A 21186-nucleotide genomic window follows, 5' to 3' on the forward strand; every position below is an offset into this window, starting at 1 on the left:
CCATCGAATTAACTTTCAGCTATCTTACTTTCTTGTAAGGTTGGTACGACAGCAGACAAGACGATCCGTACGGTTGTCCCCTCGCCCACTTCTGATTCCATTTCCACCCCATGATGGAGCCGCCCGCAAATTTCCTTCACCAAGTACAGTCCCATCCCGGTAGACTCAGGGTATTTGCGCCCGTTTTCTCCCGTAAAATACGGCTTAAACACGCGGCGAATATCTTCGACAGGGATCCCGATTCCATAATCCTGTACTTCCAGTATGGCATGTGCTCCGCGTTCATACGCACGAATGGTGACCTTGTTGCTTTTTCCTGCTGAATAACGAACGGCATTCGTCAACAATTGGTTGAGGACAAAAGCAAGCCACTTATCGTCCGATTCCACTCGCCAATTTTCATCCACTTTTACCTCGGGATACACCTGGTTGCGGATAAACAGCCGCTTGTTTTCAGCCAACACATTCTGCACCAAGGAACGCAGAGTTACAGGCTCAATCAGGAAGTCCTGTTCAAATCGGTCGAGGCGAGCTATGTACAAAACGGTTTCCAGTCCACGCTTGATCCGGTCCACTTCTTCACGGACGCTCTCAGCTGTTGGATCGTCTTCATTTTGCAGCAACAGATGAATAACCGAAATCGGCGTCTTCATCTGATGAACCCACTGCTGAATAAACGTCGTATGGTCCCGTTGCTTGTTTTCATAGGCATGAAGCTGTTCTTTGTAGATTCGGTACTGCTCCTGACTGATATCATCCATCGCGCGGCACAACGGCGAATTCCCGTATGTCTGGGTCAGTTCCTCTAATGACTCTACCGGCTTGCTCAGTCGCTGATAGATTGTGCGGTGAGACAAATAACGGATGGCGAGAAAAGCCCCCGCAAAAAAAACAGATAAAAACATAACGTAGATCATCAATGACTCATTCCAGTACCCATCCATCGCAAAAATCATAATCAATAAGATCAATTGGATTAGAAAAAACGCTGCGAATGGCCATTGATCTCGAAGGAACAGCTTCATTGCTCTTCCTCCCAAGTTGCACGCAAGCGATAACCGGAACCGCGAACAGTCTCGACAGCTCCCTCTAAGCCTAAGTCCTTCAGCTTGCCGCGCACGCGTGTGATGTAGACATTCAGCGTGTTTTCATCGACAAACTGTTCATCCCACAGCTTTTCTAGTAAACGCTCACGGCTGACGACACGCGGATGTTGATTCATCAAGGCTTCAAGCAGTAGCGCTTCCTTTTTGCTCAGCTCGATTTTGGTATCGTACATAGATAGCTCCATTCGCTCCAAAAACAGCTTGAGCCCCGCCACTTCAACCGTACGCTCTCCTTCTTGCGGAGCATATTGTCCGTAAGCCCGACGTAGCTGACTGCGGATTTTAGCCAAAACCACATCGTAGTCGAACGGCTTTGTGATATAGTCATCGGCCCCATTTTCCAAGGCCATCACCTGGTCCATTTTACTTTCTCGTGCAGAGATGAACAGGATCGGGCAGTTGGACTCTTGGCGCATTTGCCGGCACCAATAAAATCCATCAAATTTCGGTAGATTCACGTCCAACAGAACCAAATCAGGGCGCGACTGGGTAAATACCTCCATGACTCTATCGAAATGTTCAACATTGACTGTTTGGAATCCGTATTTTTCCAGTTGCTCTTGCAGCAGCTGGTTGATTTTCGGGTCGTCTTCTACAATCATAATTGTGGACATCACTCATACTCCTCTCGTCTTGAGTCTCCTCCATTTTATTCTTTACTATACCATTAGAAAACTAGACTACGCCAAGCATTTGGCGTTTCTCTTACTTAGAGGCCACGAGTCTCGTTACTGTTGTGGAGGGGAGGAAACAGGAGAAAACGCTCAGCTTCTAGGGCCACCCGCTGGGGGATTGACTGCACGACTCCATGCAAAAACCGAAACCGCGTCCAAAGTTGTCCTTTCAGGATGTGTTTCAGAGGTGGACGCTTAAGGGCGTGTTTCGATTTTTGCATTGCGTCTCGGTCGGTGTACCTAAGATCTTCGCTTATTTCTCCTGCTTCCTCTACGAGCTTTCCTACTTAAACGTTTTTAAAAGACTTAAAAGAATGTAAGGATGTCATCAGTAACGATAGAGAAGAATATTTCCAGGCGTAGCGACTTGTGAAGTCCTACCGAACGGACAGTCTTAGCCCCCAGCAGGACGGAGCCTGGAGCCTAGACTGGAAATATTCTTCTCTCCACTACAGCCACATAGTAAAAAAGGAAGGACTGTTGTCCTCCCTTTATGCTTGTGCCTCCATCAATTGCTGCAATTTCTTAATCCCACGGAAGTGCAGGATTTTCACCGAAGCCTCTGTCTTACCCAAGATTTCCGCGATCTCATTCATTCGCAAATCTCCGAGATAACGCAGAGCAATCACATTGCGTTGATCCTTTGTCAGCGTGTGCACCTTATCCCACAAGCCCTCGGTTGTCTCCTGATTCAGAAGGCACTCCTCCGGCAGCTTATCCGTTGCGACCATATTGCTAAATGTGTCCTGATCTACCGGGCTCTCCCGCTTCTTACGCATGTAGTCAATCAAAGCATTGTGCGCAATTCGGAAAATCCAGGCGCCAAAAGGATGGCGGCCATCGTACTGCTCAAGCTTGGAGTACACCTTAATAAACACAGTCGTTGTCAGGTCTTCCACATCCCAGACGTTTTTTACCCGGTAGCGGAAATAGCGATATATTTTAGCAGAGTAATCTTCGTAAATTTGTTGGTGATTTAATTTTGGATACATGATTGCTGTCGTCATAATCGATCTCCCGTTTCTGATCCGTATGAATTGATTTCATTGTACGGTTGAAACGAAGCAGGAACCATCGAGTTATATTTCAGGAAGCTTACACTTTTGTAAGGTACTTCTGGACTCGTTGTAAGCTCGCACAAGTAGGTACGGAAGAGGTTTCATATCGGTTACAACTTTCAAAAGAAATCTTTAAAAATTTCTTAAGGAATTTTTTAAGTTGTCTTCAAAACCATTTTTTGATGGGGGAAAAGTCCTGCCGCATGTTTTCTAGTTTACTTTCGCATCAGTTAGATCAGCTCAGTTATCAATGATATTCATAGCCTTTTGCTATTGAAAAGATATGGGTATCAGTTAGTTCTCCTGAGTCATTTCGATTAACATTGCGTAAAGTACCCTCTAACGTAAAACCCGCCCTCTTAGCTACAGCTATACTTGCGTTATTCCGAGTATCACAGCGAATTTCAAGACGGTTAGCTTCCAACTCAGAAATGGCAAAGCCAACGATACCTTTTACTGCCTCTGTTATTAGACCCTCACCCGTACGCGATGTGCGTAGCCAATATCCAATTTCAAATTTGCGTACATTCCAATCAAAGCGATGGAGTCCACTACTGCCCACAAACTGCCCTGTGCTCTTTTCAAATATATGAAGTACTAAGTCTGTGCGCTCTAGAAAATTGAGCCGGGCCTTACGTACGTAGGCTTCCGAATCGTCAATGGATGGGAGGTTTTTTACAAACGGAAGCCAGGGGCTCATTTCATTTACACTCTCACGTATGGCTTCATTTACAAATTGACCATCCCCCCATTGCGGTGCTCTAATCAATAATCGCTGAGTTTCTAAATGTTCCGGAAAAGAGAGCAGTAATGGATTCATATTCGTCCTCCTTCTATCGGAATGAGTTTCCAATAATAGTAACCGCTTGGCCGCTCATTGACAATTGAAGATAACACTGATTCACTTTCAAGGAATTTACAAACAGCTGCGCTTCTTCCCCACAACAGTTACATGAAAAAGAAAAAGCGCCCCCGAATAAATTCGAGGGCACTTGTATTTACATCAAACCAAGACGTTGGAAGATCGTATCCACATGCTTCAGGTGGTAACGATAGTCAAAGCACTCATCCAGCTCTTCCTTGGACAGTGTGGAGCTGACCGTCGCATCCTCCTCGACGATCGCACGGAAGGAGCGTTGTTCTTCCCACGCTTGCATCGCACGAGGCTGTACCGTGTCATAGGCTTGCTCACGGCTCATGCCTTTTTCGATCAGCTTGAGCATCACCTGCTGCGAGTAGATCAATCCAAAGGTACGATCCATATTGCGCTTCATGTTCTCAGGGAACACCGTCAAGTTTTTCACGATGTTCATGAAACGGCGCAGCATGTAGTTCAACGCTTGCGTCGCATCTGGCAAAATCACGCGCTCGGCAGAGGAGTGGGAAATATCCCGCTCATGCCAGAGGGAAACATTTTCATAGGAAGTGAGCATGTGACCGCGGATGACACGAGCCAGTCCGCAAATATTTTCGCTGCCGATTGGGTTGCGCTTGTGTGGCATGGCGGAAGAGCCTTTTTGACCTTTGGCAAATGCTTCTTCCACCTCGCGCATTTCGCTCTTTTGCAGACCGCGAATTTCTGTCGCGAATTTCTCCAAAGAGGTTGCGATCAGTGCCAATGTTGCCATGTACTCGGCGTGGCGATCACGCTGCAACGTTTGAGTCGAGATAGGCGCTGCCGACAGCCCCAGCTTCTCGCACACATACGCTTCCACGAACGGATCGATGTTTGCGTATGTTCCAACTGCACCAGAGATTTTGCCGAACGCCACTTCTTTTTTCGCAGCCTGAAAACGTGCCAAGTTGCGCTTCATTTCTTCATGCCACAGGGCCAGCTTCAAACCAAAAGTCGTAGGCTCCGCATGTACACCATGCGTTCTACCCATGCAAACCGTATCCTTGTGCTCACGAGCTTTGTCTGCCAAAATCTCGATGAAGTCTTGGATATCACTCTCCAAAATTTCGTTCGCCTGACGCAGCAGGTAAGACAGAGCAGTATCCACTACATCTGTAGAAGTCAGTCCGTAATGCACCCACTTCTTTTCTTCGCCCAAGGTTTCCGATACCGCACGGGTAAACGCCACCACATCATGGCGTGTCTCTTCTTCGATCTCATAGATTCTGTTCATGTCAAAAGTAGCTTTATCCCACAGCTTTTTCACGTCTTCCTCAGGAATGACGCCCAGCTTGGACCATGCTTCACACGCGAGAATTTCTACTTCCAGCCACGCTTTGAATTTGTTTTCTTCCGTCCAAATGGCGCGCATTTCCGGTCGGGAATAACGTTCGATCATGATAATACCTCCGATGTATTCGTCCAGATTTTCAGCTCATCAATCAGGGTGAGCGCTTCTTCTACAGTAGGGGCGAGCACATTGATATGCCCCATTTTTCGCTTGGCCTTGCTCTCTGCTTTTCCGTACAAATGGAGCTTGGCTGTGCGCGGCAGCTTGTCGATCTGATCGATGACAGGCTGTAGATGCTCTCCCAAAATATTAACCATCACGACGCTCGAGAGCAACTCTGTAGATCCCAAAGGCAGATTGCAAACCGCCCGAACATGCTGCTCAAACTGTGAGGTGACACAAGCATCCATGGTAAAATGCCCGGAGTTATGGGGGCGCGGCGCCAATTCATTGACATACAACTGACCATCTTCGGTCAAAAACAGCTCAACGGCAAAGAGGCCGACCACATCCAACTTTTCTACAATCGTGCGGGCAATTTCTTCCCCGCGGGCTGCTACTTCAGCCGAAATACGAGCTGGAACAATACTCAGGTGTAGGATATTTTCCTGATGAATATTTTCTGACACAGGAAAAACAGCCAGTTCTCCCGCAGGATTGCGTGCAGCAATAACAGACAGCTCCATTTGGAATGGTACAAATTGTTCCACGATCAGCTCTGTACCTGCTTTGGACAACGTTTCATACGCCTCCGCCAGTTCAGCCTCGCTTCTCAATACCCATTGCCCTTTACCGTCATAGCCACCGGTTGCGGTCTTCATTACAGCAGGCAGTCCCAGTTCACGCACGGCGTTCTGCAAATCCTCCAAGCTATTCACAACACAAAACGGAGCAACAGGAATGCCGATCTCGCGAATGGCGGTCTTTTCCCGAATCCGGTTTTGGGTGATGCGCAAAAGACGGCTGCCCTGTGGCACATAAGCGCGGCTCTCCAACACTTCAGCCACCTGCGCATCGACATTTTCAAATTCATAAGAAATGACATCACTGACCGAGGCAAGCTGCATCGCTGCTTCTACATCATCGTAGCTGGCAACAATTTGTCGATCAGCCGTTTGGCCGCATGGTGCGTCTGCTGTCGGGTCCATTGTGACAAAGCGGTAGCCCATAGCTCGTCCCGCAAGAGCAATCATCCGTCCAAGCTGTCCTCCGCCGAGTATTCCTAGGGTCGATCCTGGTTTGATTTGCTTACGGTCTTTGGTCGTCATTCGAGTTCACTAGCCTCCAGCACCTTATTGCGTACATCATCACGTCTTTGCACAAACCGCTCTTGTACGTCTGGATATTTGATCCCCAAAATTTGCGCAGCCAATAACCCTGCATTGATGGCTCCAGCTTTTCCGATAGCAACCGTCGCCACAGGTACGCCCCCTGGCATTTGCACAATCGACAAAAGCGAGTCGAGACCATTCAAGTTGGATGATTTCACCGGGACACCAATGACTGGTAATTCTGTCTTAGCAGCCACCATTCCTGGCAAATGGGCTGCACCGCCCGCACCCGCAATAATGACTTCCAAGCCGCGGCTTTTAGCGGTCTCGGCATACGTAAACATCAAGTCTGGCGTTCTGTGTGCAGACACGACCTTCTTTTCATACGGCACCTGCAATTCGTCTAAAATTGCGCAAGCTTCCTTCATTGTTTCCCAGTCTGACGTACTGCCCATAATGACTCCTACCAAAGGCTGTAGCATGAACCATTCGCCCCCTACGTTTTGTAACATCAGAAGAAAACCCAACCGACTAACGGCTTTTCGCGCCGCTCTCATCGCCTGGGCTATTCGAACTCGTTTTCACTCAACATATTCAGTGTAGCAGGGAGAAAGTTTGCCTGTCAACCTCGTTTCCGAACATTTAAAAATGGAAGATCGAAAATTATTCGTGTTTGCCTTTTTCTACCCATTTGTTTGCCGCTTCGGCTTTCTCTAACTCAACCCGAAGCCAATAATCCAAATAGGGACTGGCATCCGCCCCGGCAGCTGCAGTCAATAGCGCTGTGATTTGCTCCCCATTTGCCTGTTTGTATTGATGATCTCGTACATATTGGCGCAACACCTGATGCAGTCGTTCGACTCCCCATTCTTCTTTCAAGTTCCACCACATGGCACCCGCTCGCCCGTAAACGAGGTCATTGTAGCTCCTCCAGTCTGGAAAAGCTTCCACGGATGACTTCGCAGTGACTCCTTGGTTCGCATATCCTTCCGCTGCACGTGCTTGGCCTAGTCGCATCTGAATATACGCTTGTGAACGTGCGGGGAACTTTTGCTGCAAAAATACCATCGTCGCATAATCCGTCAGTCCCTCATCCAGCCAAGCCTCTCGCACCTCGTCGTTTCCGACCAACCCATAAAACCACTGATGTGCCGTTTCGTGTGCTACGACCGCTTCCCCCATGGCATCGCTACGGTCAAAATACTCTTGGGCAATAAAGACGAGGCTCGGGTATTCCATTCCACCAAAGAAGCCGCCTGTTTTGACAACATCGTATTCCTTATACGGATACAACCCGAACTGTTTTCCGTAATAGTCGAGTGACTCCTTAGCAGTTTCATGTATTCGTTCAACATTTTGCGAGTCATCACTTTTCTGCACCCACGTACGTACGATAGTTTCCCCGACCTTACCAGATATGGGCTGGTACGTATCGTCCATGACGACAAGGGCAAAATCCCGAACGTTCCATGCGTCCACCTCATAGATTTTTAGCCGTTGCGGTCTCGTCTCAGTGATGACAGCCACGCTCTCTAATCCACTCGTAGCAAGCTGGTACCCCTCTAATAACTGCACACGCAAATGATAATTCGCCATATCCGAGTAAAAAGGATCGCCAATCGCGGAATAAGGATCGAGCCGCCAGCCTCCTGCGTCCTTGACCGCCAGAATCGGCAGCCAATTGCCCAGCCACATCGCATGATCATGGTAAGACATTCGCCCATTGTTATAAGGAACCTCGAGCTGAAAACTCATATCCACCACCGTCTCAGCAGACGTTGCTCTTGCAGGAAGGGGCACTTGTAAAAGCGTATTGGTCTTTCCTGCATACTGTACGCCGACACTTTTTCCGTTTACCCGTACGTCGCTTATCTTGATACCACCAGGCTCACGCTGTTTACCCAGCACAACCTCCCAGTTTTCACCACTGAGAGCAGCATTTGCAGAAAAAGCATTGGGATATAGATGAAAAAAAGCTTGGTCATCTTTTGGGACAAAACGAGCCGTCAGCATGCCTTTCACCACGTGCTTGTTCATATCGATTTGTACGTCGGCCTTGTAAGTAACTGCAGCCTCCCTGTGATCAATCGGCACAATCTCATGAGCATCTAAGCCTGCCTTCCCTATCCAAGGACGGACGGTCAAGAATACAGTCAAAACGACTCCTACTGCCACGATGACCACCCAATGCTTCCGCCACATCGTGATCCCCTGCCTTCGATTACTTCTTCTGATGCTTGAGACGTTGGCGCTCGAGCCAAGCTGCTGCCTGTTCCTGCTGGGACATGTCTACCTTCAACCAATAATCCAAGAAGGCGCTTGCATCTTCTCCTGCCATCTCAGATAGAAAAGCTCCCCATTCCTTTCCGGTCACAACCTGATAACGGTACTTCTCGACATACTGTTTCAAAACGTCATGTACCCTTTCTTCCCCCCACGCTCCCTGCAATAGCCACAGCATCGAGGACGGACGGGAATAGACGAGATCGCTATAGCTCTGATTATCAGGAAATGCAGACAGTGCTTGCCAAGGACGCAGTTCCTCTGCCACGTAATACTGAACAGAGGTGCCCTGCTCCAGCCGTCTGCGCACCCGTTCTGCTCCCAACAGCGGGTCTTGCTGAGATAAATACGAGAGCGTCACGTACTCCGTGAATCCCTCATCCAGCCATGCTTCCTTTACCTGATTATTTCCGAGCAAGCCGTAAAACCACTGGTGTGCCGTCTCATGGACAACCGTGACGATACCTGTTTCTTCCCCAGCAAAGAAATGACGTCCGTCGAGAAAGACCAATGCTGGGTACTCCATCCCATTAATCGCGCCACCAGTCCTTACCACATCGTATTCGGTATATGGATAGGCACCTAATTGATGATGAAAATAGGCGAGAGACTTCGCAGCTGCTTCATGAATCTGCTCAGCAGTTGCCGAATCATCTGTTTTCCGCCACCATGTTCGGACGACTGTCTCGCCCACCTTTGTTTCCGTTTGCTGATAGGAGTCATCCATGACGACTAGGGCAAAATCCCTCACATTTTCTGCACCCAGCTGTATCGTCTTTTCTCCCTCACGAGTAGAAACCTGCTTCGCAGCCCTGTCTGACGCTGTGCTCGCCAGTTGATAGTCTTTTGGCAGCGTCACGTTCACCTCATAATCTGCGTTCTCACTGTAAAATGGATCACCAACAGGCTCGTATTGATCGAGGTGCCACCCTTCCTTGTCGTACACAGCAAGAACTGGGAGCCAGTTCCCCAGCCAGATGGATTGGTCATCGTACGACATCCTGCCGTCGTTTCGCGGAAGAGTCATCTCGAACTCCATCACAATCTTTCGTAGTCCCGCCTGTCCTTCTAGAGGTACTTCCAGGATGTTCAGGTCTTTTATCTGTTTGCCGACAACCGCTACTCCATCAACCAAGAGCTTTTTATTAGTATATGAGCCAAGCGTTGGGCCATTGCCTAAAAGTTCCTCCCATAGCATGCCTTGATGCTCTTCTGTAAATACGTTCGGGTAAAGATGGAGATAGGCACGAGTAGGGTCTTTTGGCCAAAAGGTAATTGTTACGGTTCCTGCTACTTCTTTCTTGATTGGATCAATTCGCACATCAGCCTGATAGAGTGGTTTTCGCTTAAGCGCAGTACCCTCCTCAGCATTTACAGGCAACATCCACGTCAAAAACAATAAGCTACAACCGACCATTGAGACCCATTTCTTCACGCCATCTCCCCCTTTTCTCTACTGTACAAAAAATGGAAGAAAAAGACTATCTTTCCTCTTTACCCTGACAGCTTGTCGGACAGCCACTTTTCAACCAACTCCAAAGGAACCCGCTGTTCCGTTCCCTCTCGCATATCTCGGACGACGACCTGCCCACTGTTCACTTCGTTTTCCCCATAGATCAAGGCAAAAGCAACGCCTTCTTTGTTTGCATAATCGAGTGCTTTTTTCAGTCTTCTACCTGTCAGCTCTAGCTCGACTCTGATTCCGCCCTCTCGCAATCGATTGGCCAGACCAAGACTGGATGCTTCGGTCCCGAGGGGAATGACGAGTACATCGGCAGCCTTCTGCTCTCCCGTGTTGCGATTTGCCAAGGCTGCAAGAATGACATCCAATCCGAACGATATCCCTACAGCGGGATACTCTCGTCCATCATCCAAAAGCCGACCGATGATCTGATCGTAACGTCCCCCACTGCCGATACTGGACGTAAGACTTCCATCCTGCAAAAAAATCTCATACACAATTCCCGTGTAGATCCCTAAGCCCCTCGCCAAAAATGGAGAGAACCGAAGCTCTCCACCCACACCCGCTCCTTTTACATAGGCAAGCATATCGCGCAGCTCCCGAATCCCTTCCTGAACAAGTGGGGACACAAAGCGCTCTGCCAACAGATCCAGGGTAATCACACCTTCTTGCAGGAAAGACGTAATCGCCAAAACGAGTGGCTCTTCGACGTTTCGCTCCCGCAAGTCATCACGCACTCCATCCACGCCGATCTTCTCGAGCTTATCCAGCGACAGCATGACATCCCCGGCCCGCAGAGCGGGGACTCCCAACTCCTGAAGCACCCCAGACAATAGCTTGCGGTTGTTGACCTCAATGTACACGTCGAGCCCCAGCCGCTTGAATGCCTCAAACGCCATACTGAGCAATTCTGCTTCAGCCAGCACCGATGTCGTTCCCACGATATCGACATCGCATTGAATAAATTCGCGCAAACGCCCGGTTTTCACTGGACCGTCCCGAAATACTTTTCCGATCTCATACCGCTTGAACGGCATCCGCATCTCAGGATTCATACCCACTACCTTCGTCAATGGTACGGTCAAATCATAGCGTAGCCCAAGCTCTCTATCTCCTTGGTCGTTCAAACGATACACTTCCTTCAAGATTTCATCCCCGCCACCGTACTTGGATGCCAGCAATTCGTAGTGCTGTAGCATAGGCGTCTCCAACGGTTTGCAGCCGTATGTCTCGAATACGGCTTCGAGTGTCCTTCGTATCCAGTTTCGTTGCATTTGCTCCTGCGGCATGAAATCTTTTGTGCCTTTTACCGTTTTTAATACTTCGTTTTCCATGAGGAACACCCTTTCTTTTTTCAGATAAAGAAAACCAAAAAAGCCATGCAAGGCAATTTCCTGCCCGCATGGCTTCCTAAATACACCACCGCAGGCACGAAGCACAAGAAGCGCTTGCACCTGCGGAAAAATTTCCGAAGATACAAACGCTCTACGTGTGGTGATGCTGTTGAAGGAACATAGTGAGACCTGTCATTTTGATCGGTCCATCCTTCCAAAAAAAGATTTTTCCTATCATAGCGCAAAAAAAGCTCCCCGTCCAGTAGACGAAGAGCCCCATTCCCAAAAAATTCTATTCGCGCAACCAGATGAAGTACGCCAGGAAGACGAAGAACAGCACATACATCGCCGGATGCACTTCGCGAGCCTTGCCCTTCATTACCTTCATCACCGGATAAACGATGAAGCCCGTCGCAATACCTGTTGCAATACTGTAAGTCAATGGCATCAACAAAATCGTCAGGAATGCAGGGAACGCTTCATCCAGGTCATCCCAAGCCACTTTTGCAATATGAGAAGCCATCAGAACACCGACGATAATGAGCGCTGGTGCCGTAACAGCTGGTGTCACAATTGCGAGAATCGGCGAGAAGAACAACGCCAGAAGGAACATACTCCCTGTGACAACTGCGGTAAATCCGGAGCGTCCGCCTGCCGCTACCCCTGCTGTCGACTCAACATAAGCTGTAGTGGTAGATGTACCAAGTACCGCACCTGCCATACCTGCAATCGCATCGGAAGCGAGTGCTTTTCCTGGACGTGGCAAATTGCCGTCTTCGCGAAGCAATCCAGCTTGGTTCGCTACACCCAAGAGCGTACCCGTCGCATCGAAAAAGTCTACAAACAAGAAAGTCAAAACAACAATCAGCATATTCATGGTGAACAATGCGGATGGATCACCGAGATATTGGAATGCAGCACCGAATGTAGGAGCAAGGCTCGGTGGTGCAGAAACGATTTGCTCAGGCAGATTCACCAGTCCGAAGAACATCCCGGTAATCGCTGTAATCAACATTCCGATAAAGATACCCGCATTGATTTTGCGAGAAAGCAGAATGACCGTCACGATCAAACCAAACACAGCAAGCAATGCATTTTTCGCTGCCAAAATTTCTTCCGGCTTCATGCCCTCGTGATAGAAGGTCAGATGTCCCAATGCTACGAAGGTGGCATCATTTGCTACGATGATACCCGCGTTTTTCAAACCGATAAAGGCAATAAAAAGTCCAATCCCTGCCGAAACTGCGTATTTCAAGCTTTGTGGAATCGCCTTGATGATCGCTTCACGAACACCTGTCAGGGACAGAATCAAAAAGATCGTACAAGAAAGGAATACGCCAGCCAAAGCCTGTTGCCAAGGAATTTGCATCGTCAGAACGACTGTATAAGTGAAAAATGCGTTCAATCCCATACCCGGAGCTTGACCGATCGGCAAACGTCCGAGAATACCCATTAGCAGTGTACCGAGAGCAGCAGCCAAAGCCGTTGCGGTAAAGACAGCGCCAAATTCAGGGTAGTTCGCTTTTAAATCTGGCGGCAGATCAGCACCACTGAGAATGAATGGATTGACAGCCAAGATATAAGCCATTGCCAAAAAAGTAGTGATACCCGCGATAATTTCGCGACGGTAATTGGTGCCTAGCTTGTCAAACTCAAAATACTTCCGCACCTATAAGTCCCCCCATACTAATCTTGTTGCAAAAAACAGTCTATCTGTTTTTTGCCGACCGTAATGAAAAACGTCTCAACGTTTTTCACAAAAAAAGGCCCGGACGCTCTTATCATGCGCCTGGCCTTCAAACAAAACACTCCGGGAATAATTCCAAATATAATTACAAAATCAGATCCCGATGACATTTTGTTCGTAGCCAGGTCGTTAACGGCGACCATGTAGAAACTCTCGAGCCATATTCTCAAGAATATACGAACCTTCCTATATTACCTGCTCACATTGAGAAGTTTATCAGGTGACATAGGGAATGTCAACGAAAATACGAACATTCATTTTTGGAAAGAGTTTAATATCCGGATATTTTCTAATACGGCCTGTGTTATACTTGCATAGATTCTTCCAGATCTCAACAATCTCTTTTAGGGTGGTCCAAAATGAGCTATATGGATGCTTGGGAGCAAATAATAGCGGAGCAGGAGCGAGAACGTGATCGGCTTCGAGTCAATCGAATAACCATACGGGTCGACGATAAGAAAAAGAGCAAACGCAACATTCATCAAAAGGAAAAGGTCATCGAATATGGCTTTGTAGAACGTGATTTGTATGATGAGAATTTATATGGGAGGTTTGAACTCTATTTCGCTGATCGCGACACTCTTCTCCAGCAAGATCGGTTTGGAGATGAAATTGCTTTTGGTGAGCTTATAGATGAACACGCCGTTGCCACTGCAATCTTCTCCTATTTAGCGGAGCACTATTCTCCGTTTTTAGAGGAAGCTCCCTTCGCTATCAGCTATAACCCGATTGCAGAAGCTTGGATTATCGAAGGAACTCTTCCGCCGGGATGGCTAGGCGGGGTCATTTATATTGCTCTAGCCAAAGAAAATGGGAAGCTTCTCATGATGTATGGAACGAGATAATTCTTGGTCATAAAAAAAACTCTCTTTTATTCGCAAATCACGCAAATAAAAGAGAGTAATTTTTTGTTCCTATTCCCACTCAATTGTTGCTGGTGGTTTGGACGTTACATCATACACAATGCGGTTAACATTGTCTACTTCATTCACGATACGCACAGAGATTTTCTCCAATACATCCCACGGAATGCGTGCCCAGTCAGCAGTCATACCATCAATGGACGTTACCGCACGAATCCCTACTGTGTAAGAATACGTACGAACATCTCCCATTACACCTACGGTCGTCATGTTTGGCAAAGCCGTGAAGTACTGCCAGATTTCCCGATCGAGACCTGCCTTGGCAATCTCCTCACGCAAGATCGCATCGGATTCACGAACGATCTTCAGTTTTTCTTCCGTAACTTCACCCAAAACACGAATGCCGAGGCCTGGTCCTGGGAATGGCTGACGCCAAACAATCTCATCTGGCAAACCCAGCTCTTTACCCAGTTTGCGTACTTCGTCTTTGAACAAGGTTTTCAATGGTTCAATCAACGTGAACTTCATGTCTTCTGGCAAACCGCCTACGTTGTGGTGCGATTTGATCGTTTGCGCAGTTGCTGTTCCACTCTCAACGATATCGGTGTACAGCGTACCCTGTGCCAAGAAGTCCATATCTGTCAGCTTGGCTGCTTCTTCATCGAATACATAAATGAACTCGTTACCGATGATTTTGCGCTTTTGCTCTGGGTCAGATACACCTTTGAGCTTGCTCATGAAACGCTCGCGCGCATCGATCTTGAGCACTTTCATGGAGAATTTCTCAGCGAATGTTTCCATTACGCCTTCTGCTTCCCCTTGACGCAGAAGACCGTGGTCAACGAACATGCACGTCAATTGATCGCCAATCGCTTTGTGAATCAGCGCTGCTACTACGGAAGAATCCACACCGCCGCTCAACGCACACAGTACTTGCTTATTGCCAACTGTTTCACGAATGCGAACCAGCTCGTCTTCGATGAACGTCGTCATGCTCCAATTCGCTTCACATCCACAAATGTTGAACAGGAAGTTTCCGATGAACTCAGTACCTTTTTGGGTATGAACTACTTCTGGATGGAACTGTACGCCGTACAGCTGGCGCTCAGGGTTGCTGATCGCAGCTACCGGGCAGCTGTCGCTTACCGCATCAATAACAAATCCGGTTGGGAGCTCTACTACTTTGTCAGAGTGGCTCATCCACACGATTTCATTCGTATCCCATTTGTCGTACAAGCTGTGTTTTTGCTGCATCCGCAATTCAGCTTTTCCGTACTCGCGTTTACCCGCGCGTTCTACTTTTCCGCCCGTCAAATGGCTCATCAACTGCATACCGTAGCAAATACCCAATACAGGCAAGCCCAGATCAAAAATCGCAGGGTCTACAGTTGGTGCTCCCTCTTCGTACACGCTAGCAGGTCCGCCAGAGAAAATAATCCCTTTTGGATTCATCTCTTTAATCTTTTCAACAGGTGTATTGAACGGTATCAGTTCACTATAAACACCCAGATCGCGTACACGGCGCGCGATCAACTGATTGTACTGGCCTCCGAAATCGAGTACGACGACCATTTCCATTGACTTGTCCATCATATCCCCCTTCTCCTGTAACATACAGGACGTGCAAGTGTCGGCATGCCATGCGAAGTTGTCGCATATTTGCAAAAAAGCCGGGACTGCCATCTCCGATAAACAATACGGAGGCAACGTCCCAGCTTGTGTACACATGTGCGGTTTGCATGTACAAAAATCCGATGTGCTCTCCTCGTAGTCGCCAAATTTACGGTCTAGCGGTAGAAACTTTCAGGCCCTATTCCTGATCATTATACGAGTCTCATTGATCGTCATTCTAGCAGATGGAACGGCATTGTTCAAGGCTTCAATTGACGGATTAACCGTTCGAGTATTTGCTCTGCTGTTGTTCTCGCCTTTTGTTCCATTTGTTTGTAGCCATACACAGTACGTTCGTACAGCTCCGTCAAATAGCGCAGGTCTTGTCGCTTGTCTGCCGGCAGGGTCATTCTGCCCACGTACTCCCGCAATGTTTCTCCTGGCTGTCTGCGCGTGTAGACTCGCTCCATCATTCGCATCAGCAGATGGTACCGATCCGGGAACTCACTGCTTCGCTCTTGATTCAGTTGCCTGCGCATCCACCATAGCTGGATGTCTTGTCTGCGGCGCCACGCGATAATTCCTGCTACGATAGCGGCTACAGCCAATCCCGCATTTACTTGCCATGGAATCTTAATCCAGCTGCCTGCTGGTCTGTCGCCCTCTTCCAGCTCATTGAAACGTCCATCCCCACGATCAATATTCGTTTGATTCTCCATGTTTGGCAATGGAACGGGGATCTGCGGCTGTGAGGTGACCAGATCATAATTAAAACGAACAGGTGACATGAATGAACTCGTCGCTTCAAAAGGAACCCAACCAACCTCCGGGAAGTATACCTCTACCCACGAGTGAGCATCCTTGTTGCGCACTTCTACAGTCTCGTAGTTAAACGCATCCGTTCCCACTCGTTCACCTGGAGCAAAGCCCTTGACCCAACGTGTTGGGATATCCAAGGTACGAAGCATAACCGCCATCGAAGTGGAGAAATGGTCACAGTACCCTCGAAGGCTGTCAAACAAGAAGTGATCGACAAAATCCTGACCTTCTGCAGCGACTGGAACGTCTTTCGTTTCATACTTATATTTTCCACTTGAGCGCAAGTAATTCTCGATCGCTCTCACTTTGTCATAAGGAGTTTTGGCATCCTTCGTAATCGTTGCAGCAAGCTCTCTTACTCGCGGAGGCACCGAGGCTGGCACTTGCAAATAGCGCTCTTTGATATCATCCGGATAGTTCGTCCCCGCATTCGTCACGGCCTTTTCACTGACAATCGGTACTTCTGTCTCGACCTTGTATTGATTCAGTTTGAGCAAAAGCGGATTGGGGCCGTACTCTGGCCGACCGTTTTTCTCACTCAGCTGAACCAAGTTGATTTTTCCTGCCCGTACTTCGAGCTGCTGATTCATTTTGTCATAAACAACGGTTGCCTCTGGTGGAGCGTAGTTGCTCACCTTTTTCAGCTGACCTTGATAAAAGACAGTCGGGAATTGCTGCGGGCCTTTAAATTCTAATGTTGCTTGTACCTTCTTCGTTTCAAGCCCTTGAAACAACGTATTCTCCCATGTATAGGTTTGCGGGTCCAGGATTGACTCGTACTCTCTATCGCCTTTTTCCCAACCAACTCCTGTATACACGTCCTTCGAGTCACCGCGCCAATAGCTGCGCTCGTTCGTCTTTGCAATAAACACTAATGTGTTATCTTGCATGAAAGGACCGCCCAACCGTTCGTCGTTGTTGTCGTATCCTACTTTTTTCATCACACCAACAGGGGTATCGTTTCCTTTCCCTGTTAAAAAGGCGATCGGATCAGGCCATGACGGTCCTGACTTCGGTGCAGCATAACCGATGCCTATACAGACCATAATGACCATCACCGAAGCCAGCAGTGAGTTGAGCATGATTCGGCTTCTCTTCCCTGCCAGTGTTGCCATGTTCGTCATCTTCATCAGATGGCTAATGGCCAGCATCAGGAAACCAATGATCAGCGTCCGTACAACCCCTGCACTGGCATCATACGGGAGAAACGTATCCAACACAGCCAAATACAGTTCCGTCAAAAAGACAAACCATAAGCCTTGCCGTTGTTCCAGCACAAGATACGTTAACATTGTCGCTAACAACACCAAAACGAGATCAAACATCGTATTCCGCGACAAGATCGACATGCTGGCCCAATCCTGTTGAAACGCTAACGGAAGATCGTGAATCATCTGCCCGTACAATTCGCCAATCCATTCCGTGTCAAAAAACGGTTTGTCAAATAAAGTAGCATGCAAAAGCACCACTAGCCCCAGAGCCTTGATCGGCAAGGTTAGCCACCGATAAGGGATCAACAGGTCAATGATAATGACTCCAGCCACAATCGCATAAAACGGCCATAGAATGCCCGTATCAGTTAATGTCTGTAGAGGAAGAAGCCACTCTCTTAACATCAGGAACAGAAAAAGGGCCAAGACCCATTCCCAAATCGTTGGACGCTTCCAAACGCTCATGAGTCTATGCACCTCCAATCCGTTTCCACTCTTGATCATCCATGTGAATAGAAGTACATGTTACTTTGTTTGCGCCAAGCAGCTGCAACGCTTGCTTTTGTTCATGCGAAATCGTTGACTCGTTCTGCATGAGAAACAACTGCACCCGTCTACCTTTTTGAGCCAGTGTGACCAAACGACTGATCAGCGTTTTTTCTACATGCGGTGTAATAATAATCAAAGTGACACCTTGAGGCTGCTCCAATGATTCTCTTCCCACAATTCTTGCAAATAACTCTTGTCCTTCTGGTGCGACACGAGCTAATTGATCAAAAACTCTGAGGAAATGAGCATGGGACAGTCCTGGTGGTATCGATATACGTTCTACTTGCTTGTACACGAGCCCATAATGGTATTGATTCCGATTGGCGTAAGCGATCAGACTCGCAGCTAGCTTCACTGCTGTTTCGAACAAGTGCACAGGCTTCCCTTGGTAGCTCGCCTTCTCCACATCAAGGAAAAAGACAGCCTGATTCATCGCCTGATGCTCAAACTCTTTCGTCTTCAGACCCATCCCCCGTGCGGAAGCTCGCCAATGAATTTGGCTCAACCGATCGCCCCGATGATAGTCTCTTACGCCGCGTACTGCTGCTACGTCGTCAGAGCGTCGATGGGAAACATGCACCGTCCCACTGAAGCTGCCGTCACCCAGGGCCCAATGGGTCAATTCTTTGTATTTTGGATAAACGAGAAACTCCTGAGAAATCGAATAAACCTTCCGACGCTCAAAAAATCCAAAAAAATCCCCGCCGCTCACTACACATTCATCGAGACGATAGTATCCACGCGGTACATTGGGTATGACATACCGAAACTCGACTTCCCTTTTGAACCATGGGAATATCAGTTGTCGATGCGGTTCATACACGCCAGCCAGCCTCGCCGGCAATGGCTCCATAATCATATGCCATCCCAGCGGAAACCAAATCCTCCGGCGCAGGCGTATCGTTACAATGACATCTTCCCCATCCTGTAGACGATTGCGATCTAGTTCACGCTCGACTTCTAGCTTCGTGAACATGAGTACATAAGCCACAATTTCATACAGGAGAAACACCAAACTACTATAGAAAAGAAACCAGCTTGAGAAGCCACCTTGAAATTTTGCGAATGCATACGTAATCAGGACTAATGCAATCGCCTTGAGCCTACCCCACCTTTGCTGTCTCATCTGCAATCACCGCCTTAGCTTACCGGGACACGGGTCTCAGACAAGATCATAGCCAACACCCGATCTACGGTTGCTCCTTCCAGTCTTGCTTCTGGTTTCACAATCATACGGTGTGCAAACACAACTGGAACTAGTTCCTTCACGTCATCTGGAATGACATAGTCACGTCCACGAACGAAGGCCAACGCCTGAACAGCCCGGAAAAGAGCAAGGGAACCGCGCGGGCTCACGCCTAGATAGATATGATGATGCTCACGCGTACGATGACATAGACGTACGATGTATTCTTTTATTCCTTCCGATACCTTAATCGTCGACACCTGGCGTTGAAGTTCCGCCAGCTCGGCTGTGGTCATAACCGGCTGAAGCTCTTCCAATGGGTTCGCTGCCGAGAATCTGGACAGCATCCGCATTTCTTCCTCTACCGTTGGATACCCCAAACTTAATTGCATGAAAAATCGGTCCAATTGAGCTTCAGGTAATGGGAAGGTCCCTTCATACTCTAATGGGTTTTGCGTAGCCATCACAAAAAACGGCTCTGCCAATCGATACGTAGCACCATCGATTGTTACTGAGCGCTCTTCCATTGCTTCCAAAAGTGCAGATTGTGTTTTTGGCGAAGTCCGGTTGATTTCGTCTGCAAGAATGACATTCGCAAAAATCGGCCCTTGACGGAACTCAAACTCCAGACTTTTTTGATTAAAGATAGCAACCCCTGTCACATCCGTTGGCAACAAATCTGGGGTAAATTGAATACGTTTAAACTCACCGCTGATTGATCTGGACAATGCCCGTACCATCATGGTCTTCCCAACGCCTGGTACATCTTCGAGCAAAACGTGACCATTCGCTAGAATAGCGGCTACCATCAGCTCAATCACGGAGCGTTTACCAATCAATACTTTTTCTATATTATCGATTAAACTGGCTATTGCAGGATTTACTTGTTCCAATTTGATAGGGTTCATGTTGATACAACTCCTGTTCCATGATATTCTTCCGCAGGTTTGTAACAGCTGTTCCTCCATGCTTTCAGCGTAATTCTAAAGTAATGGATGCAAATAGGAGATACAAGGGAAATTTGCTTAAAATTTGCAAAAATACACAAGTCATTATAAAAAAAAGAGTAGGATCTATTCCTACTCTTCGGTTTCATATGAAATATGGCGTGCCCTGAGAGATTCGAACTCCCGACCTTTTGATTCGTAGTCAAACGCTCTATCCAGCTGAGCTAAGGGCACAAATAAATGGAGCGGACGAAGGGTCTCGAACCCTCGACCTTCGCCTTGGCAAGGCGACGCTCTACCAATTGAGCTACGTCCGCATGTTACATCTTATGTGGTTTGTACAGAGGACAAAGCTTTCTGTTATAGTATGGTGCGGGTGAAGGGACTTGAACCCCCACGGTTGCCCGCCAGAACCTAAATCTGGTGCGTCTGCCATTCCGCCACACCCGCATTTTACTTAGAACAGAAAAGGCATTACTCTTACTATCACGCAGCTTTGCTTATTCAGCAAAAAAACTGGTGAGCCATGAAGGACTCGAACCTTCGACCCTCTGATTAAAAGTCAGATGCTCTACCAACTGAGCTAATGGCTCGCAAATGGCTGGGGTACTAGGATTTGAACCTAGGAATGACGGAGTCAAAGTCCGTTGCCTTACCGCTTGGCTATACCCCAATGGTGGTGCCGGCAATAGGACTTGAACCCACAACCCCCTGATTACAAGTCAGGTGCTCTACCAATTGAGCTATACCGGCGCTGTTGAATTAAATTAGTGGTGGCTCGGGACGGAATCGAACCGCCGACACGAGGATTTTCAGTCCTCTGCTCTACCGACTGAGCTACCGAGCCATTTATAATTACTTTTCGCCATTCTTTAATAA

General features: G+C 48.0%; 16 protein-coding genes, 7 tRNA genes and 2 riboswitches. Of the genes, 1 reads left to right on the forward strand and 22 read right to left on the reverse strand.

All coding sequences use genetic code 11. The annotated features are described in order from the left end of the window. Positions 1-8: 8 nt before the first annotated feature. The 11 genes from HPY28_RS13835 to HPY28_RS13885 all read right to left on the reverse strand — a co-directional run bounded on the left by HPY28_RS13835 (position 9) and on the right by HPY28_RS13885 (position 13043). A complete protein-coding gene (locus HPY28_RS13835; protein WP_017249651.1) occupies positions 9-1025 on the reverse strand; it encodes a sensor histidine kinase in 1017 nt (338 codons plus the stop codon). Beyond that, positions 1022-1720, reverse strand: a complete 699-nt coding sequence (locus HPY28_RS13840) for a response regulator transcription factor (RefSeq protein WP_017249650.1) — start codon at positions 1718-1720, stop codon at positions 1022-1024. Before HPY28_RS13840 ends, HPY28_RS13835 begins: the two co-directional genes overlap by 4 nt. A 551-nt stretch (positions 1721-2271) precedes the next feature. Further along, a complete protein-coding gene (locus HPY28_RS13845) occupies positions 2272-2787 on the reverse strand; it encodes a sigma-70 family RNA polymerase sigma factor (RefSeq protein WP_017249649.1) in 516 nt (171 codons plus the stop codon). 298 nt (positions 2788-3085) lie between these two features. Continuing rightward, entirely contained in the window at positions 3086-3658 is a 573-nt protein-coding gene (locus HPY28_RS13850; protein WP_017249648.1) for a GNAT family N-acetyltransferase, read from the reverse strand. Between the two features lie 178 nt (positions 3659-3836). Continuing rightward, complete coding sequence (purB, locus tag HPY28_RS13855; protein WP_017249647.1) at positions 3837-5132, reverse strand: adenylosuccinate lyase; 1296 nt, start codon at positions 5130-5132, stop codon at positions 3837-3839. Continuing rightward, the gene (gene purK, locus HPY28_RS13860; protein ID WP_174230755.1) at positions 5129-6292 is read right to left on the reverse strand and encodes a 5-(carboxyamino)imidazole ribonucleotide synthase; all 1164 of its coding nucleotides are present in this window, start codon (positions 6290-6292) and stop codon (positions 5129-5131) included. Before purK ends, purB begins: the two co-directional genes overlap by 4 nt. Then, on the reverse strand, positions 6289-6777 hold the full coding sequence (purE, locus tag HPY28_RS13865) for a 5-(carboxyamino)imidazole ribonucleotide mutase (RefSeq protein ID WP_012684280.1): 489 nt from the start codon (positions 6775-6777) through the stop codon (positions 6289-6291). The genes purK and purE overlap by 4 nt, the downstream gene beginning before the upstream one ends. Positions 6778-6958: 181 nt before the next feature. Then, positions 6959-8497: a M1 family metallopeptidase gene (locus HPY28_RS13870; RefSeq protein ID WP_174230756.1), complete on the reverse strand. Its 1539-nt coding sequence runs from the start codon at positions 8495-8497 to the stop codon at positions 6959-6961. A gap of 19 nt (positions 8498-8516) precedes the next feature. After that, the gene (locus tag HPY28_RS13875) at positions 8517-10013 is read right to left on the reverse strand and encodes a M1 family metallopeptidase (RefSeq protein ID WP_174230757.1); all 1497 of its coding nucleotides are present in this window, start codon (positions 10011-10013) and stop codon (positions 8517-8519) included. 59 nt (positions 10014-10072) lie between these two features. Further along, the gene (locus tag HPY28_RS13880) at positions 10073-11374 is read right to left on the reverse strand and encodes a histidine--tRNA ligase (RefSeq protein WP_173622554.1); all 1302 of its coding nucleotides are present in this window, start codon (positions 11372-11374) and stop codon (positions 10073-10075) included. A 292-nt stretch (positions 11375-11666) separates the two neighbouring features. Continuing rightward, on the reverse strand, positions 11667-13043 hold the full coding sequence (locus HPY28_RS13885; protein WP_017249642.1) for an NCS2 family permease: 1377 nt from the start codon (positions 13041-13043) through the stop codon (positions 11667-11669). Between the two features lie 176 nt (positions 13044-13219). Continuing rightward, a riboswitch (purine riboswitch) is annotated at positions 13220-13321 on the reverse strand. Between the two features lie 159 nt (positions 13322-13480). Here HPY28_RS13885 and HPY28_RS13890 point away from each other — a divergent pair. Beyond that, a complete protein-coding gene (locus tag HPY28_RS13890; RefSeq protein ID WP_017249640.1) occupies positions 13481-13966 on the forward strand; it encodes an NTF2 fold immunity protein in 486 nt (161 codons plus the stop codon). 69 nt (positions 13967-14035) lie between these two features. Here the strand turns inward: HPY28_RS13890 and guaA are convergent, their stop codons facing one another. From guaA to HPY28_RS13945, 11 genes are all read right to left on the reverse strand, one after another. Further along, a complete protein-coding gene (gene guaA / locus HPY28_RS13895) occupies positions 14036-15574 on the reverse strand; it encodes a glutamine-hydrolyzing GMP synthase (protein ID WP_026043170.1) in 1539 nt (512 codons plus the stop codon). A gap of 158 nt (positions 15575-15732) precedes the next feature. Next, positions 15733-15835: riboswitch (purine riboswitch) on the reverse strand. A gap of 20 nt (positions 15836-15855) precedes the next feature. Beyond that, positions 15856-18090 carry a transglutaminase TgpA family protein gene (locus HPY28_RS13900; protein WP_026043169.1) on the reverse strand — a complete coding sequence of 745 codons (2235 nt, stop codon included), beginning with the start codon at positions 18088-18090 and terminating at the stop codon, positions 15856-15858. A gap of 4 nt (positions 18091-18094) precedes the next feature. Next, a complete protein-coding gene (locus tag HPY28_RS13905) occupies positions 18095-19300 on the reverse strand; it encodes a DUF58 domain-containing protein (protein WP_174230758.1) in 1206 nt (401 codons plus the stop codon). 14 nt (positions 19301-19314) lie between these two features. Then, on the reverse strand, positions 19315-20268 hold the full coding sequence (locus HPY28_RS13910; protein ID WP_017249636.1) for an AAA family ATPase: 954 nt from the start codon (positions 20266-20268) through the stop codon (positions 19315-19317). A gap of 196 nt (positions 20269-20464) precedes the next feature. Then, positions 20465-20541: transfer RNA gene (locus tag HPY28_RS13915), tRNA-Arg, on the reverse strand. Between the two features lie 7 nt (positions 20542-20548). After that, a tRNA-Gly gene (locus tag HPY28_RS13920) sits at positions 20549-20624 on the reverse strand. A 51-nt stretch (positions 20625-20675) separates the two neighbouring features. Further along, positions 20676-20757 (reverse strand) — tRNA-Leu (locus tag HPY28_RS13925). Between the two features lie 67 nt (positions 20758-20824). Next, positions 20825-20900: transfer RNA gene (locus tag HPY28_RS13930), tRNA-Lys, on the reverse strand. A 5-nt stretch (positions 20901-20905) separates the two neighbouring features. Further along, positions 20906-20980: transfer RNA gene (locus tag HPY28_RS13935), tRNA-Gln, on the reverse strand. A 4-nt stretch (positions 20981-20984) separates the two neighbouring features. Further along, positions 20985-21060 (reverse strand) — tRNA-Thr (locus tag HPY28_RS13940). A gap of 18 nt (positions 21061-21078) precedes the next feature. Continuing rightward, a tRNA-Phe gene (locus HPY28_RS13945) sits at positions 21079-21154 on the reverse strand. Positions 21155-21186 lie beyond the last annotated feature (32 nt).

This window comes from Brevibacillus sp. HB1.2, assembly GCF_013332495.1.
GTDB classification, from domain to species: domain Bacteria; phylum Bacillota; class Bacilli; order Brevibacillales; family Brevibacillaceae; genus Brevibacillus; species Brevibacillus porteri.

Coding starts and splice junctions, on each gene's coding strand:
- guaA (WP_026043170.1), bottom strand. CDS start 15,574: ATGGACAAGTCAATGGAAATGGTCGTCGTACTCGATTTCGGAGGCCAG.
- HPY28_RS13900 (WP_026043169.1), bottom strand. CDS start 18,090: ATGAGCGTTTGGAAGCGTCCAACGATTTGGGAATGGGTCTTGGCCCTT.
- HPY28_RS13870 (WP_174230756.1), bottom strand. CDS start 8,497: ATGTGGCGGAAGCATTGGGTGGTCATCGTGGCAGTAGGAGTCGTTTTG.
- purE (WP_012684280.1), bottom strand. CDS start 6,777: ATGCTACAGCCTTTGGTAGGAGTCATTATGGGCAGTACGTCAGACTGG.
- purB (WP_017249647.1), bottom strand. CDS start 5,132: ATGATCGAACGTTATTCCCGACCGGAAATGCGCGCCATTTGGACGGAA.
- HPY28_RS13840 (WP_017249650.1), bottom strand. CDS start 1,720: ATGTCCACAATTATGATTGTAGAAGACGACCCGAAAATCAACCAGCTG.
- HPY28_RS13880 (WP_173622554.1), bottom strand. CDS start 11,374: ATGGAAAACGAAGTATTAAAAACGGTAAAAGGCACAAAAGATTTCATG.
- HPY28_RS13905 (WP_174230758.1), bottom strand. CDS start 19,300: ATGAGACAGCAAAGGTGGGGTAGGCTCAAGGCGATTGCATTAGTCCTG.
- HPY28_RS13890 (WP_017249640.1), top strand. CDS start 13,481: ATGAGCTATATGGATGCTTGGGAGCAAATAATAGCGGAGCAGGAGCGA.
- purK (WP_174230755.1), bottom strand. CDS start 6,292: ATGACGACCAAAGACCGTAAGCAAATCAAACCAGGATCGACCCTAGGA.
- HPY28_RS13910 (WP_017249636.1), bottom strand. CDS start 20,268: ATGAACCCTATCAAATTGGAACAAGTAAATCCTGCAATAGCCAGTTTA.
- HPY28_RS13835 (WP_017249651.1), bottom strand. CDS start 1,025: ATGAAGCTGTTCCTTCGAGATCAATGGCCATTCGCAGCGTTTTTTCTA.
- HPY28_RS13850 (WP_017249648.1), bottom strand. CDS start 3,658: ATGAATCCATTACTGCTCTCTTTTCCGGAACATTTAGAAACTCAGCGA.
- HPY28_RS13845 (WP_017249649.1), bottom strand. CDS start 2,787: ATGACGACAGCAATCATGTATCCAAAATTAAATCACCAACAAATTTAC.